This is a genomic window from Klebsiella sp. HN106, assembly GCF_051209435.1.
GTDB lineage: Bacteria > Pseudomonadota > Gammaproteobacteria > Enterobacterales > Enterobacteriaceae > Klebsiella > Klebsiella oxytoca.
Genome location: NZ_JBLURD010000001.1, coordinates 995,697 through 1,007,522, shown reverse-complemented (window position 1 = coordinate 1,007,522; position 11,826 = coordinate 995,697). Strand labels below are relative to the sequence as shown.

Here is an 11,826-nt window from a genome sequence, read left to right as displayed (position 1 = left end):
ATTTGTAACGAATGGGCAGAAGAACGATTGCGGGTAACGGGATGCGAATTTATAATAAAAACCGGTTCTAATTTTTATAAAACAGTTGCGATGAGGTGATAAATGGCAGTTGCAGATTTGGATAAACAGCCAGATTCTGTCTCTTCGGTATTGAAGGTTTTTGGCATCCTGCAGGCGCTTGGCGAAGAGCGTGAAATTGGCATTACCGAACTGTCCCAGCGCGTCATGATGTCAAAAAGCACCGTTTATCGCTTTTTGCAGACCATGAAATCGCTGGGGTACGTAGCGCAGGAAGGGGAATCTGAGAAGTATTCTTTAACCCTGAAACTCTTCGAACTCGGCGCGCGGGCTTTGCAGAACGTCGATCTGGTGCGCAGCGCCGACATTCAGATGCGCGAGCTATCACGCCTGACGAAAGAGACCGTCCACCTGGGCGCCCTGGATGAAGACAGCATTGTTTACATCCATAAAATCGACTCAATGTACAATTTGCGCATGTATTCGCGCATCGGACGCCGTAACCCGCTGTACAGCACCGCGATCGGTAAGGTGCTGCTGGCATGGCGCGATCGCGCGGAAGTTGAGCAGATTCTGGAAGGCGTTGAGTACAAACGCAGTACCGACCGGACCATCACCAGCACCGAAGAGCTGCTGGCGGTTCTGGATAAGGTCCGCGAGCAGGGCTACGGCGAAGATAACGAAGAACAGGAAGAAGGGCTGCGCTGCATCGGGGTGCCGGTTTTCGACCGCTTCGGCGTGGTTATCGCCGGCCTGAGTATCTCTTTCCCGACGCTACGTTTCTCCGAAGAGCGCCTGAACGAGTATGTTGCGATGCTGCACACGGCGGCGCGTAAAATTTCTGAGCAGATGGGCTACAACGATTATCCGTTTTGATTCACTATCCTATTCGGGCTACCGTTGCTGTAGCCCGAAACATGACTAGCCGTTATCCACTACCGTGACGCTTTTTCGCAGAACAGGGCAATCGGTAATGCCGATAATACCGCTGCTGGAGTGAACATATTGTGCGGTGCTGATGCCGCGAGCGGTGAGATATTTGCACTGCAATCCTAACCCACCGGCATTCTCACTGCTGCCTATTAACACGCCGTAGCCGCTTAATAATACGCCAATCCATAAGATAGCCAGCACCACAATGGTACGAATGATCAATCGCATTGTTGCCTCAATATTTGTATTATCCCTACGTCTATTCTGTCATGCACACGAGTTGAAACAAGTCTATGATTCCTAAACTTGCCTTTCGTATTACAGTTAGCCGCGGTTTAAGATGGTCATGTTATCCTGGCGACATTTGATACTGATGCGGAGTGTGGAGTGAAAAAATTACGGTGGGTTTTGCTGATAGTCGTTATTGCAGGATGTTTACTGCTATGGACTCAGATGCTTAACGTAATGTGCGATCAGGATGTACAGTTCTTCAGCGGCATCTGCACTATCAATAAGTTTATTCCCTGGTAAGACATTTTTTATATGACTGATTTTCTTCTGCCGCGCGGGTGGTAGAATGAACGCCTTCTCTTTGAGGTGGTGAAATGAGTGAGTTACTAAATCCCGGGATTGTAAGCCTGGCATCCGTGGCGCTGTCTGTCGTGCTGTTGCTTGTCGGCCTGTTATTATGGTTTTTTGTTAATCGCGCCAGTTCGCGCGCAAATGAGCAGATCGCGCTACTGCAGGCGCTTCTGGATCAGCAAAAGCGGCAAAACGCGCTGCTGCGCCGTCTCTGCGAGGCCAATGAGCCTGAGAAGGAGAGTGCAGCAGAACCTTCCATAGCCGAGAAGGGGAAAGGCGACGACGACTTCATTCGTCTGGTCGCAGAGCGCTAATCTGATTGTCAGGCGTGCATCGTAGGGTGTGCGCCTGTATCTCACCCCGGTCTATAACCTATCCTTATCAATAAATCTTCTGCTGACGATTATCCGGCGTGCCGGCAAGCGGACGCTGTGCGTTAATCGCGCCTCTTTAATTAGTTTGTTTAATTAATCAAATAAAAGGACAGAAACGGCCTGACTGTCATCAGGTCTTCATTATTGCCGTGCAGTATAGACAATATTTTAAGTTATTCCATTTACGCGCTTCGATATTATGCAATGGTCCTGCAAAGCAATTTTTCAGCTATCGATATGAGCTTTTAAATGCATCTTTATGCAATACTTTTTGTTGCCCCCTAAAATTGGCAGTTTAGTTTTGAGCGGGGCGGGGTACGCCGAAGTTGTTGAGGAATGGCGGATAAACTCTCTTTCCGGAGCCAGTCTCTACGGCACAGACGCGGGGCGGAAAGGATAAGGCAGAGGGAGCAAAGTCGCATAAATGTGCAGGTGATCAAATGATTCCCTTATAATTTGTGCGAGCGATCGAGACCCATCTAAAAATGGCTTGCCATTATTAACGTAGTATGTGATAACACGTTTCGGGTTAAACGAGGTACAGTTCTGTTTATGTGTGGCATTTTCAGTAAAGAAGTCCTGAGTAAACACGTTGTCGTTGAATACCGCTTCTCTGCCGAACCTTATATTAGTGCCTCATGCAGTCATGTGTCAGTTTTATCTATGTAAGTGCCCACGGGCGAAGAAAACAGTCTAAGGAATTTTGCAAATGGCAAAGATTAAAGGTCAAGTTAAGTGGTTCAACGAGTCTAAAGGTTTTGGCTTCATTACTCCGGCTGATGGCAGCAAAGATGTGTTCGTACACTTCTCCGCTATCCAGGGTAACGGCTTCAAAACTCTGGCTGAAGGCCAGAACGTTGAGTTCGAAATTCAGGACGGCCAGAAAGGTCCAGCTGCAGTTAACGTAACTGCTATCTGATTCAAGACCACTGAATCTTGTAAGAAAGCCTCGCGACCGCGGGGCTTTTTAGGTTTTATTGCAAATCATGTCAATTATCCTCCCACCGTTGCGCTTTGTTGCAAAACAACATCCTTATTAGCACTGTTTAGCAATCTGTTTTGTATATATCTGTTAAATCAGGTGGTTGCAAAATAATGATGGAGCTAAGGTGCAAAAGAACAAACTTAAGTCAGCCGCCAACTTTACCCCTTTGCGGTTCGGGTTGCTATGCGTGGCCATTCTTTGCTGTATGGGGCTGCTGCTGGTCCGGGTAGGCTGGCTGCAAATTGTCTCTCCTGACAATTTGGTGAAACAAGAAGATATGCGCTCCTTGCGCGAAGAGCCTATCGACGTACAGCGCGGCATGATTAGCGATCGCGAGGGCCGCCCGCTGGCGGTTAGCGTTCCGGTAAGCGCCATCTGGATCGATCCGCAAACAACGCTCGCAAAAGGCGGCGTCGGATATGGCCCGCGCTGGCAGGCCATGGCGCAAGCTTTACATCTCAACCTTAGCGAGCTGGCTCATCGCGTGCAGGCGCATCCTCACGCGCGCTTTCTCTATCTCGCGCGCCAGATAAATCCTGAGCAGGCAGAGTGGATCGACAAGCTGCGCCTGCCGGGTATCAATCTGCGCGATGAGTCGCGTCGCTTTTATCCCGCTGGACACGTTGCCGCTAACCTGCTGGGCTTTACCAACATCGATAATCAGGGGATCGAGGGAGTCGAGAAAAGCTTTAATGCTCAGCTGACCGGTCAACCCGGGCGTCGGCTGGTGCGCAAAGATCGTCACGGCAACGTCATCGAAAATATCACGGAAGTTCCGGCAGTCCCGGCCCATAATTTGCAGCTCAGTATCGACGAGCGTCTACAAACGGTGACCGAAGACGCGTTGGATAACGCCGTGCGCTGGAACAAAGCAGAATCGGGGGCGGCGGTATTAATTAAAATTGATACCGGGGAAATTCTGTCGATGGCCAGCTACCCTGATTTCAACCCTAACAATCGCGATGATGCAAAGCTGGATGATTTCCGCAATCGCGCGATTAGCGATACTTTCGAGCCGGGGTCGACGGTTAAACCGCTGGTGCTGATGACTGCCCTCCAGCAAGGCATTGTTCAGCCGGATAGCGTGGTGGATACCCATCCGTTTATCCTCGACGGCCATCGCATTCGCGACGTGGGTTACTATCCAGAATTAACCCTCACCGGCATCCTGCAAAAATCCAGCGATACCGGCGTTTCACATCTGTCGCTGGCGATGCCCATTCAGCATCTCATCGATACCTATAAAGCGTTCGGTTTCGGCGATTCTACCGGCCTGGGATTAACCGGTGAAAGCGCCGGGCTGATGCCGCAGCGCCGCTATTGGGGACAGCTCGACCGGGCGACCTTCGCCTTCGGCTATGGTCTGATGGTCACGCCGCTGCAGCTGGCGCACGTATACGCTACCATCGGCAGCTACGGTATTGAACGTCCGCTATCGATCACGCGTATCGATCCGCCGGTCATGGGGACCCGAGTGATGCCGGAGCAGATAGTGCATGAAGTCGAGCATATGATGGAGAGCGTTGCCTTGCCGGGCGGCGGGGGGACCAAAGCGGCGGTGCGCGACTATCGGGTGGCGGTAAAAACCGGTACCGCCAAGAAAATCGGCCCTGACGGGAAATATATCGACAAATACGTTGCCTATACCGCAGGCGTTGCGCCGGCCAGCAATCCGAAATTCGCCCTGGTGGTGGTGATGAACGACCCCAGCAACGGTTCATATTACGGCGGAGCGGTGTCGGCGCCGGTATTCAGTCAAATTATGGGCGATGTGCTGCGCCTGGAAAACGTCATGCCCGATGGAATGCCGGAGGGCTCGGAAAACCTGATCGTCATGCATCACGACGGCGTTCTGCCGCCTGCGCTGTAACGGTGGCCTGGAAGGGCGAATAGCGCTACACTTTCGCCCTTTCAGCACACCGGAGTTGCCATGTCTTACAGTTGCCCTCTTTGCCACGCGCCGCTTGCGCGCCGCGATAATAGCTTTATCTGCCCGCAGCGGCATCAGTTCGATCTGGCGAAGGAAGGGTACGTCAATTTGCTGCCGGTACAGTTTAAGCGCTCCCGCGATCCGGGCGACAGCGCCGAAATGATGCAGGCGCGGCGAGAGTTTCTCGATGCGGGTCATTACCAGCCGCTTCGTGAGGCGGTCAGCGCTTATCTGCACACCTTCGCGCCAACGGATTTACTGGATATAGGCTGTGGGGAAGGCTACTACACTCATGCCTTCGCCGCTATCGTCGGCCGCTGTTGGGGACTGGACGTGTCGAAATCGGCGATTCGCGCGGCGGCAAAGCGCTATCCGCAGGTCAGCTTTTGCGTCGCCTCCAGCCAGCGATTACCGTTTGAGGATGCAAGCCTGGATGCGATAGTGCGTATTTATGCCCCCTGTAACGCGCTTGAACTGGCGCGCGTTGTCCGTACCGGCGGCTGGGTCATCACCGCGACGCCGGGACCTCGTCACCTGATGGAACTAAAAGGGTTGATCTACGACGAAGTGCGTTTGCACGAGCAAAACACGGAAGCGCTTGAGGGTTTCACGCTACGTCATCAGCAGCAGCTGGCCTATCCGATGCGCCTCAAAGGCAGCGAGGCGGAAGCTTTACTGCAAATGACGCCGTTTGCGTGGCGGGCAAAACCGCCGGTTCGGGAAACGCTGCGCCAGCAGGCGCTATTCAGCTGCCAGACCGATTTCATGATTCACTGCTGGCAGCGCGACGCTGAGGGTTAGCCGGCAAAATGGCTCCAGAGTATTTGGGCGCCGATGCCGATCAGCACGATACCGCCGAGGATTTCCGCCCGTTTGCCGAGCAGCGGGCCGATAAAACGTCCTACCATAATGCCCAGCGTTGACATTATCAGCGTCGCGCAGCCGATAGCCAGCGCGGTGGCGATAATGTTGACCTGCAAAAACGCCAGGCCAACGCCGACGGCCATAGCGTCAAGGCTGGTGGCGAAAGCGGTGGTGACCAGCAGCCAGAAACCGTGACGGCGCGGAGCTTCACACTCCTCGCCATCGCCGCCGCGAACTCCTTCGATAACCATTCGGCCGCCGAGAAATACCAGCAATACAAAGGCTATCCAGTGGTTCCACTCGAGCACGAACTGGCTGGCGAGCATCCCCATTCCCCACCCGAACAGCGGAGTGAGCGTTTCGATAGCGCCAAAGATGAGACCGGTGCGCAGGGCTTCGGAAAATTTAGGTTTATGGAGAGTCGCGCCTTTACCAATAGAGGCCGCGAAGGCGTCCATGGACATGCCGAAGGCAAGAAGAATTGTAGCGGATACATTCATGAGAGCGTCCTGACCGGGGATAATCCATATGACACATCGCCGCCCCCAGTAAAAATACGCAGCCCATCCTGAAGATGAGGCGCCGCGTACAGCAGCGATGCGTCTATGGTCTCGCCTGGTTGAAGACGTTCTTCTTCAACCCGCACGTGCCACGTTTTGCAACGAGTATGTTGACACGTACATTTTCCGACAGGCAGAAAATTGGCTACTCCCCAACGACGGGCGCAACCTTAACATAATTTTAGAATATAAAACAATAACAGAATCGCGTTATTTTAATAACCAAATGATAACGATTTTCATTTGACTTTAGAGGTGAATGATTCGTTAATAAATATCGTTGAATTAAGCGGCTGAAATATAGCTATGGCTATGTTTCAGCCGCCGGGAAATGATTAAATATAGCGTAAGCTATATTGTTAACTCATTGAGTGGAAACGAGAAGTTTGTATATCTTTTCCAGGTCGTCGATATTTCGTACGCGGATCAGCAGGCGACGTTGTTCTAATTGCATCACCAGCACCCCGTCTTCTGATAAATTCATCTCTTTAATACGCTTATATTCAATCCAGATATTGGCGAAAAAAAAGCCCTGCTTTTTGAAGATGATTTTGGGCGAACGGATCCAGAAAAGATATAACCCCATTAAGGCCAGGGCAGATAATAACCAGGTGGTGATAAGTTCGCCATGATTAGCGATGTTGTTATAAATCAGAATGGCAATAAGACCGACGAAGATAATGCCATCGACGCGATTGCGGCGGAGCAGGGGGATTGCCAGCAAAACGGGGCCATTGCGGCGCGGCATGATGAACTGGTCGTAAACCGCAAACGCGAACAGTACAAGAATAAACAGGATTAACACCAGGTCCGTGATTGTCATCCATCCTCCAAATAAAAAAGCCGGGGGCAAGCCCCCGGCGCACAACGTATTGATTACTGGCCCAGCAGGCCGACTGCGTAGCCTGCAATACCGATGACGAAGAAGCCAACGATGATCCACAGGGCGTTAACTTTCTTACGCAGCAGCCACATACAGGCGAAGGTCAGCAGCAGCGGCACCAGTCCCGGCATCAGCTGGTCAAGGATAGTTTGCACGGTGGTCACGCGCGTCTGGCCATCCTGACCGGTGATGGTGGAGACCACCAGCGGAATGTTGACGTGCGTCCATTTGTTAACCAGCGCCCCCATGACAAACAGGCCGAGAATAGACGCCCCCTCGGTCAGTTTCTGCAGGAAGCCGCCGCCCATATCTTTAACGATGTCGATACCTTTACGGTAACCGTACGCTACGCCGTAATAACGGGTCAGCAGACGCACCGCGTTAAACAGGATAAAGAACAGCAGAGGCCCGAGCAGGCTGCCGCTCATCGCGATACCGGCGCCGAGTGCGGCGAATACCGGACGAACGGTACCCCAGAAGATTGGGTCGCCTACGCCAGCCAGCGGGCCCATCAGGCCAACTTTGATACCGTTAATAGCACCATCGTCAATCTCTGCGCCGTTAGCACGCTGCTCTTCCATCGCCAGCGTAACGCCGAGAACCGGCGCTGCAACGTACGGATGGGTGTTAAAGAACTCAAGGTGACGTTTAATCGCCTGTTTACGCGCATCGTTGTTCTCCGGATACAGGCGACGAATAGCCGGTACCATGGAGAAGCAGAAGCCCAGCGCCTGCATACGTTCGAAGTTCCATGAACCCTGGAACAGGTTAGAACGAATGAACACGCCACGAATATCACTCTGAGTCAGTTTTTTCTCGGTGGTATTTTTAGTCATATCAACCATTTCGCTCACCTGTTAGTCCAGTTCGTTGTCGAGATCGTTATTACCAGCAGCCTGCACAGGCGCACCCGCTACGCGGTTATATTTCGGGCTCAGCTGGATGTAGAGCACCGCCATCACGGTACCAATGACACCCAGAGCGACCAGGTTGAAATCGGTGAACGCGGCGGTAACAAAGCCCAGATAGAAGAACGGCATCAGGTAGCCTGCGCGCATCATGTTGATGACCATCGCATAACCGACAACCACGATCATGCCGCCCGCGATGTTCAGACCGCCGGTGACCACTTCTGGAATGGCGTTCAGCATGCCCTGCACTTCGCTGGTGCCCACGGAAATCGCCACGATAACCGCCGGAATAGCGATACGCATGGCCTGCAGGAACAGAGAGGAAACGTGTAGCCAGGATATGGCCGTCAGGTTTCCGTTCTCGGCGGCCTTATCCGCCGCGTGCTGGAAGGCAACGGTGATGGTACGAACGATAATGGTCAGAACCTGGCCTGCCGCAGCCAGCGGGATGGCCAGCGCGATACCGGCACCGATGCTTTGATGGCCGGCGATAACCAGAACGGTAGAGATAATAGATGCAAGGGCGGCATCCGGCGCAACGGCCGCACCGATGTTCATCCAGCCCAGGGCGATCATTTCCAGGGTACCGCCGATAATAATACCGGTTTTCATATCCCCGAGAACGGCGCCAATCAGCGTACAGGCCACCAGAGGACGGTGGAACTGAAATTCATCAAGTACCGACTCCATACCCGCAATACACGCGACGATGAACACCAGCACAATCTGAAGAAAGGTAATCTCCATTGCACTTCTCCTGTTGATTAAGTCTTAAGTTGAAAATTGCGTTGCGATCTGCGGGGTGACTTATTTCACCTTGGCGATCAGATCCATCATTTTCAGTTTCTGGTCGGTGGAAACTTTGCGGGCTTCCAGTTCGATACCGCGGGCGTTCAGCTTTTTGAACGCTTCGATATCTTTTTCATCGACCGAAATGGCGTTGTTCACCTGCGTTTTGCCCTGACGGAAAGCCATACCGCCGATGTTGACGCTGGTGATTTTCACGCCGCCTTCAACCACGCGCTCAACGTCCGTTGGGTTAGTGAACAGCAGCATAATGCGCTCGCCTGCGTATTTGGGGTTGTTATAGACGCGGATCATTTTCGCGACGTCTACAACGTGGGCGGTAACGCCCGGAGGAGCAACCTGAGTCAGCAGCGTTTTACGTACCGTATCCGCCGCAACTTCGTCGCTAACGACGATAATGCGGGAAACGTTGGTTTCTTTAGTCCAGCGAGTGGCGACCTGACCGTGGATTAAACGGTCATCGATACGCGCAAGCCCGATAACCATGTAGTCGTTTGGACCCATTGGTTTCAGCGGCGCAGCCGCTTTCGGTGCAGCAGCCTGAACCGGAGCAGGGGCGGCCTTTTCCACCGGCTTCGCTTTCAGGGCCTTCACGCCTTCGCGACCGGTTTCCACCGCCAGGGCAACCAGCTCATCGAACGACGGGTTATCGTCGCGCGCCATCAGCGTTTCGACCAGCATCGGAATATTAACGCCCGCGATGACTTCATAATGTTCTTTATCGACGACAATGCGGCTGGCAGCGTTAAACGGGCTGCCTCCCCATGTATCGACGAGAAATAACACGCCTTTTGCTGTATCCAGCTTTGCCAACTGAGCGTTGTACTTCTCGATCAACGTTTCTGCGTTTTCGCCAGGAACGAAATCGATCCAGCCAACGTTTTCCTGTTCGCCCAGCAGCATTTCTGCCGTTTTTAACAGCTGTTCTGCAGCCCAACCATGTGTGCCTATTACAATAGCAATCGTCACTTGCTACCTCCTTTATAATCGTGAATGCATCATCTGTTGTGATACATCCTGAATCACTCTTGCGAACAAAATCGATTCAGTAAGGGTGTAAGATATAAAGTAATTACTACAGCGAATTATTTTAGACAGTGAAAAAATAATTAATGTGATGAAGCTCCGCTAATTTTGCATCGGTTGGTAATTATTTTGCAGCGCAAAAAATAGTCTTAGCTATTGCAAAGACAGGTAAATTTTTTCCAATATTGCTCTATATTTTGCTATGTTTACGTTCCGTTTAATCACTCAGGAGTATAGGGCATAGCCCGCTATATGGATCGTCACCGACGCCTTTTCACCTTCCGGCACTCGTCTGCCGCCATCACCTGCTACGTTTTTTCACCAGCAACAAGTGTCTCGTCTGTGCATGACACAGCGATGACTACGCCTGTCGTTAACTGGAGCTGCTCATGGAATTCTTAATGGATCCCTCTATTTGGGCCGGTTTGCTGACGCTTGTCGTCCTTGAAATCGTATTGGGTATCGACAACCTGGTATTTATCGCCATCCTTGCCGACAAGCTGCCGCCAAAGCAGCGGGATAAGGCGCGCCTGATCGGCCTTTCGCTGGCGCTGTTTATGCGCCTGGGTCTGCTGTCGGTCATTTCGTGGATGGTGACGCTCACTAAACCGCTTTTCAGCGTTGCCGATTTCTCGTTTTCCGGACGCGACCTGATCATGCTGCTCGGCGGGATATTCCTGCTGTTTAAGGCGACCACTGAACTTCATGAACGGCTGGAGAACCGCCAGCATGACTCCGGTCATGGTAAAGGTTATGCCAGCTTCTGGGTGGTTGTACTGCAAATCGTGGTACTGGACGCCGTGTTCTCGCTGGATGCCGTGATTACCGCGGTCGGGATGGTTAACCATCTGCCGGTAATGATGGCGGCGGTGGTGATTGCGATGGCGGTGATGCTGCTGGCCTCGAAGCCGTTGACTAATTTCGTCAACCAGCATCCGACAGTGGTGGTGCTCTGCCTGAGCTTCCTGCTGATGATCGGTCTGAGCCTGGTCGCGGAAGGTTTTGGTTTCCATATACCGAAGGGCTACCTGTACGCCGCGATTGGCTTCTCGATTACCATCGAGTTCTTTAACCAGATTGCGCGTCGTAACTTTATTCGCCACCAGTCGACGCTGCCTCTGCGCGCGCGTACCGCCGATGCGATTCTGCGTCTGATGGGCGGCCGCAAACAGAGCGCTGCGGCACACGATAGCGATAACACCTCGGTGGTGCCGGTGCCGGAAGGCGCGTTTGCTGAAGAAGAACGCTATATGATTAACGGCGTGCTGACCCTGGCCCAGCGTTCGTTGCGCAGCATTATGACCCCGCGTGGGGAAATAAGCTGGGTGAACGCCGAGCAAAGTGAAGAAGAAATTCGCCGTCAGCTGCTCTCTTCGCCGCACAGCCTGTTCCCGGTATGTCGCGGCGAGCTGGATGAAATCATTGGTATCGTGCGCGCGAAAGAGATGCTGGTGGCGCTGGAAGCCGGTGAAAACGTTGCCGCACTGGCGTCGGCTTCGCCGGCGATCGTGGTCCCGGAAACCCTCGACCCGATTAACCTGCTGGGCGTCCTGCGCCGGGCTCGCGGTAGCTTTGTCATCGTCACCAACGAGTTTGGCGTGGTGCAGGGCCTGGTGACGCCGCTGGACGTACTGGAAGCGATTGCCGGTGAGTTCCCGGACGCCGACGAAACGCCGGAAATTATCATTGATGGCGACGGCTGGCTGGTGAAAGGTTCAACCGATGTGCATGCCTTGCAGCAGGCGGTAGGCGTCGACGATCTGGTCGATGAGGACGAAGATATTGCGACGGTTGCCGGGCTGGTCATTGCCGTCAACGGCCATATTCCCCGTCCTGGCGACGTGCTGGAACTGCTGCCCTTGCAGTTCACCATCGTGGAAGCCAACGACTATCGCGTCGATCTGGTACGCGTCGTCAAGCAGCGCCAGTATAACGACGAAGAAGAGTAACCTT

General features: G+C 53.0%; 13 protein-coding genes and 1 pseudogene. 8 read left to right on the top strand and 6 right to left on the bottom strand.

Annotated features, from left to right (window positions below):
- Positions 1-102: 102 nt before the first annotated feature.
- A complete protein-coding gene (gene kdgR / locus ACSIPU_RS04725; protein ID WP_004103314.1) occupies positions 103-894 on the top strand; it encodes a DNA-binding transcriptional regulator KdgR in 792 nt (263 codons plus the stop codon).
- 45 nt (positions 895-939) lie between these two features.
- Here the strand turns inward: kdgR and ACSIPU_RS04720 are convergent, their stop codons facing one another.
- Positions 940-1,179, bottom strand: a complete 240-nt coding sequence (locus tag ACSIPU_RS04720) for a YobH family protein (protein WP_004103313.1) — start codon at positions 1,177-1,179, stop codon at positions 940-942.
- A 159-nt stretch (positions 1,180-1,338) separates the two neighbouring features.
- Here ACSIPU_RS04720 and mgrB point away from each other — a divergent pair, with 159 nt between their 5' ends.
- The 6 genes and pseudogenes from mgrB to rlmA all read left to right on the top strand — a co-directional run bounded on the left by mgrB (position 1,339) and on the right by rlmA (position 5,623).
- Positions 1,339-1,482, top strand: coding sequence for a PhoP/PhoQ regulator MgrB (gene mgrB / locus ACSIPU_RS04715; protein ID WP_041146201.1), 144 nt, complete (start codon positions 1,339-1,341; stop codon positions 1,480-1,482).
- A 74-nt stretch (positions 1,483-1,556) separates the two neighbouring features.
- Positions 1,557-1,847, top strand: coding sequence for a YebO family protein (locus tag ACSIPU_RS04710; RefSeq protein WP_004103312.1), 291 nt, complete (start codon positions 1,557-1,559; stop codon positions 1,845-1,847).
- Positions 1,848-2,459: 612 nt separating this feature from the next.
- Positions 2,460-2,604 (top strand): annotated as a pseudogene (locus ACSIPU_RS04705) (DUF2627 domain-containing protein).
- A 12-nt stretch (positions 2,605-2,616) separates the two neighbouring features.
- Positions 2,617-2,826 carry a transcription antiterminator/RNA stability regulator CspE gene (gene cspE / locus ACSIPU_RS04700; protein ID WP_001062678.1) on the top strand — a complete coding sequence of 70 codons (210 nt, stop codon included), beginning with the start codon at positions 2,617-2,619 and terminating at the stop codon, positions 2,824-2,826.
- A gap of 190 nt (positions 2,827-3,016) precedes the next feature.
- Entirely contained in the window at positions 3,017-4,762 is a 1,746-nt protein-coding gene (ftsI, locus tag ACSIPU_RS04695) for a peptidoglycan glycosyltransferase FtsI (RefSeq protein WP_004103311.1), read from the top strand.
- Positions 4,763-4,822: 60 nt separating this feature from the next.
- Positions 4,823-5,623: a 23S rRNA (guanine(745)-N(1))-methyltransferase gene (gene rlmA / locus ACSIPU_RS04690; protein ID WP_004103310.1), complete on the top strand. Its 801-nt coding sequence runs from the start codon at positions 4,823-4,825 to the stop codon at positions 5,621-5,623.
- On the opposite strand, the gene mntP is transcribed toward rlmA, so the two are convergent.
- The 5 genes from mntP to manX form a co-directional block, all read right to left on the bottom strand.
- Complete coding sequence (gene mntP, locus ACSIPU_RS04685) at positions 5,620-6,186, bottom strand: manganese efflux pump MntP (RefSeq protein ID WP_004103309.1); 567 nt, start codon at positions 6,184-6,186, stop codon at positions 5,620-5,622. The two genes, rlmA and mntP, sit on opposite strands and share 4 nt — an antisense overlap.
- 424 nt (positions 6,187-6,610) lie before the next feature.
- Positions 6,611-7,069 carry a DUF986 family protein gene (locus tag ACSIPU_RS04680; RefSeq protein WP_004113738.1) on the bottom strand — a complete coding sequence of 153 codons (459 nt, stop codon included), beginning with the start codon at positions 7,067-7,069 and terminating at the stop codon, positions 6,611-6,613.
- A 53-nt stretch (positions 7,070-7,122) separates the two neighbouring features.
- Positions 7,123-7,974, bottom strand: a complete 852-nt coding sequence (locus ACSIPU_RS04675; protein WP_004103307.1) for a PTS mannose transporter subunit IID — start codon at positions 7,972-7,974, stop codon at positions 7,123-7,125.
- 12 nt (positions 7,975-7,986) lie between these two features.
- Positions 7,987-8,787, bottom strand: coding sequence for a PTS mannose transporter subunit IIC (gene manY, locus ACSIPU_RS04670; RefSeq protein WP_004103305.1), 801 nt, complete (start codon positions 8,785-8,787; stop codon positions 7,987-7,989).
- A gap of 60 nt (positions 8,788-8,847) precedes the next feature.
- Positions 8,848-9,816, bottom strand: coding sequence for a PTS mannose transporter subunit IIAB (manX, locus tag ACSIPU_RS04665; RefSeq protein ID WP_004103303.1), 969 nt, complete (start codon positions 9,814-9,816; stop codon positions 8,848-8,850).
- A gap of 446 nt (positions 9,817-10,262) precedes the next feature.
- Between manX and yoaE the strand changes: the two genes are divergently transcribed.
- Positions 10,263-11,822 (top strand): CNNM family cation transport protein YoaE, encoded by a 1,560-nt coding sequence (yoaE, locus tag ACSIPU_RS04660; RefSeq protein ID WP_004103301.1) that lies wholly within the window; start codon positions 10,263-10,265, stop codon positions 11,820-11,822.
- Positions 11,823-11,826: the final 4 nt, after the last annotated feature.

What these genes read in the sequence shown, in the direction of transcription:
- kdgR (WP_004103314.1), top strand. Translation starts at nt 103, where the DNA reads ATGGCAGTTGCAGATTTGGATAAACAGCCAGATTCTGTCTCTTCGGTA.
- ACSIPU_RS04720 (WP_004103313.1), bottom strand. Translation starts at nt 1,179, where the DNA reads ATGCGATTGATCATTCGTACCATTGTGGTGCTGGCTATCTTATGGATT.
- ACSIPU_RS04710 (WP_004103312.1), top strand. Translation starts at nt 1,557, where the DNA reads ATGAGTGAGTTACTAAATCCCGGGATTGTAAGCCTGGCATCCGTGGCG.
- cspE (WP_001062678.1), top strand. Translation starts at nt 2,617, where the DNA reads ATGGCAAAGATTAAAGGTCAAGTTAAGTGGTTCAACGAGTCTAAAGGT.
- rlmA (WP_004103310.1), top strand. Translation starts at nt 4,823, where the DNA reads ATGTCTTACAGTTGCCCTCTTTGCCACGCGCCGCTTGCGCGCCGCGAT.
- mntP (WP_004103309.1), bottom strand. Translation starts at nt 6,186, where the DNA reads ATGAATGTATCCGCTACAATTCTTCTTGCCTTCGGCATGTCCATGGAC.
- ACSIPU_RS04680 (WP_004113738.1), bottom strand. Translation starts at nt 7,069, where the DNA reads ATGACAATCACGGACCTGGTGTTAATCCTGTTTATTCTTGTACTGTTC.
- ACSIPU_RS04675 (WP_004103307.1), bottom strand. Translation starts at nt 7,974, where the DNA reads ATGGTTGATATGACTAAAAATACCACCGAGAAAAAACTGACTCAGAGT.
- manY (WP_004103305.1), bottom strand. Translation starts at nt 8,787, where the DNA reads ATGGAGATTACCTTTCTTCAGATTGTGCTGGTGTTCATCGTCGCGTGT.
- yoaE (WP_004103301.1), top strand. Translation starts at nt 10,263, where the DNA reads ATGGAATTCTTAATGGATCCCTCTATTTGGGCCGGTTTGCTGACGCTT.